The sequence below is a fragment of the Microbacterium sp. H6 genome (assembly GCF_003314775.1).
GTDB classification, from domain to species: Bacteria; Actinomycetota; Actinomycetes; order Actinomycetales; family Microbacteriaceae; genus Microbacterium; species Microbacterium oxydans.
Genome location: NZ_QOAY01000042.1, coordinates 1 through 2,434, shown reverse-complemented (window position 1 = coordinate 2,434; position 2,434 = coordinate 1). Strand labels below are relative to the sequence as shown.

Sequence of the window (2,434 nt, the reverse complement as noted above, 5' to 3'; positions counted from 1 at the left end):
CACAGGCCGCAGGGGTCGCGCACATGGGTGCGCATGCTCTCGGGGCAGCCGCCTACGCCGCGCGGGCCGTCGAGCGGGCACACCCGGACGCCACCGACGCCCGTGCATCCGACGCCCGTGCCGCAGAGGTGCGATGGCAACTCGCACACCTCTCTCCCGAAGCCGCTGCAGCCCTGCGCACCCTCCCACCGCTGGGCACCGATACAGCCGGACCCCTCGGGCCCGGGCTCCTCTCCTCCGGAGCCCTCGGCGAAGTGATCCTCGAGATCCAGGCACACCTCTCCACCTGATCCTCGACCGCTTCAGCCCGAATTCAGCGTCGACCGACCACACTGGAGGAATGCGGATCCTGGTGGTTGACGACGAGGTGCGCCTGGCCGAAGGCGTGCGCCGCGGGCTCGAGGCCGAGGGCTTCGCGGTCGACGTCGCGCACAACGGCGTCGACGGACTCTGGCGTGCACGCGAGACGCGGTACGACGCGATCGTGCTCGACCTGATGATGCCGGGCATGAGCGGATGGAAGGTCTGCGAAGCACTGCGCGCCGAGGAGAACTGGACGCCCGTGCTGATGCTCACCGCGAAGGACGGCGAGTGGGACCAGGTCGAGGCACTCGAGACCGGGGCCGACGACTACGTCACCAAGCCGTTCTCGTTCGCGATCCTCGTCGCACGGCTCCGCGCCCTCGTGCGCCGTGGAGCCGTCGCCCGCCCGGCGATCCTGGAGGCGGGCGATCTGCGGCTCGACCCCGCAGCCCACCGGGTCTGGCGCGGCGAGACCCCGGTGAGCCTCACCGCGCGGGAGTTCTCCGTGCTCGAGTACCTCATGCGTCATCGCGGGCAGGTGCTGTCGAAGCGCGCCCTCATCGACGGCGTCTGGGACGACGACTTCGACGGCGACCCCAACATCGTCGAGGTCTACGTCGGGCACCTCCGCCGCAAACTCGACAAGCCGTTCGGTCGTGAGGCCATCGAGACCATCCGCGGTGCGGGCTATCGAATGGCGGCCGACGGTGGCTAACCGCAGCTGGCGCACGGTGCGCGGCAGGACCACACTCGGCGCAACCGTCGTCGTCGCCGTCGCCCTGCTGATCGGAGCCTTCTCGTTCTACGGTGTGCTGAGCGCGAGCATCCACAGCAGCACCGAGCGCGCTGCGGAACAGCGGCTCAGCGAGCTCGCCGAACGTGCCGGCGGGCCGGGCGGCAAGGGCATCGACGCGCTCGAAGACGAGATACTGCAGATCCTCGGTCCGGACGGCTCGGTACGTGCCGCGAGCGAGGAGGCTCGCGACAAACTGGGTTCGACCCCGCTCCCGGCAGACGACGACCCGCAGACGACGACCCTCGACGGCGACACCGTGCTCGTGGTGTCGGAAGACATCGAGGGCGATCAGACGCTCGTGCTCGCGGTCTCGATGGACGACGACGCAGAGACCCTGGCGACGGTCGCGACGCTGCTCGCCATCGCGGTCCCGCTGCTGCTGCTGCTCGTGGCCGTGACCACCTGGCTCGTCGTGGGCCGCGCGCTCCGACCGGTGGAGCGCATCCGTGAGGAAGTGGACGGCATCACCGCCGAGCGCCTTCACCAGCGCGTTCCCGTACCCGAGACAGCAGACGAGATCGCCGCACTCGCGACCACCATGAACGGCATGCTCGACCGGCTCGATGCATCTGCCACCGCGCAACGCCGATTCGTATCGGATGCCTCGCACGAGCTGCGTTCGCCGCTCGCGACCATCCGCCAGCACGCAGAGCTCGCCCAGGCCCACCCCGAGGTCACCAGCATCGGCGAGCTCGCAGAGGTCGTCTCGGAAGAGGGGCTCCGACTGCAGGGCATCGTCGAATCGCTGCTGCTTCTCGCCCGCCTCGACGAGGGTGCGAGCACGCTCGACGAGGCGGTCGACCTCGACGACATCGCGCTCGGCGAGGTGCGCCGACTCCGCGCGGCCGGGCTCGACGTCGACGGTACCGGCATCCATGCCGCACGGGTGCACGGCGACCCGCGCCTGCTCGGCCAGCTGGTGCGCAACCTCGCAGACAATGCCGCCCGCCACAGTCGAGGTCGGGTGGCGATCGCGGTGATCCCCTCGGACGGATACGTGTTCGTGACGGTGGAAGACGACGGAGCCGGGGTTCTCGCCGAGGAGCGGGAGCGGATCTTCGAGCGCTTCGTTCGGCTCGACGAGGCCCGCAGCCGTGACGCCGGAGGCAGCGGCCTCGGGCTCGCGATCGCGCGCGGAATCGCCGCCTCATCCGGCGGGTCTCTCACGGTCGACGACTCCCGATGGGGCGGCGCACGCTTCGTCCTCACCCTCCCCCGCGGCGCCTGAGCGACGGGTTCCTGAAGAGTCCTTCAGGACGCTTCAGGGAGGCTTCAGCGCCCGCGGGAGAGCATCGAGTCATGGACGACAAGACACCCTCTCCCGACCAGACGCCC

General features: G+C 70.1%; 3 protein-coding genes. All 3 read left to right on the top strand.

Annotated elements, in window-relative coordinates; genetic code table 11:
* The coding region (locus tag DSP71_RS02775) for a putative immunity protein (RefSeq protein ID WP_396652040.1) at positions 1 to 290 on the top strand (290 nt) is incomplete at its 5' end.
* A 50-nt stretch (positions 291 to 340) separates the two neighbouring features.
* Entirely contained in the window at positions 341 to 1,018 is a 678-nt protein-coding gene (locus DSP71_RS02770; RefSeq protein WP_113680314.1) for a response regulator transcription factor, read from the top strand.
* On the top strand, positions 1,011 to 2,327 hold the full coding sequence (locus tag DSP71_RS02765) for a cell wall metabolism sensor histidine kinase WalK (RefSeq protein ID WP_258546231.1): 1,317 nt from the start codon (positions 1,011 to 1,013) through the stop codon (positions 2,325 to 2,327). Before DSP71_RS02770 ends, DSP71_RS02765 begins: the two co-directional genes overlap by 8 nt.
* Positions 2,328 to 2,434: the final 107 nt, after the last annotated feature.

Coding starts and splice junctions, on each gene's coding strand:
- DSP71_RS02770 (WP_113680314.1), top strand. CDS start 341: ATGCGGATCCTGGTGGTTGACGACGAGGTGCGCCTGGCCGAAGGCGTG.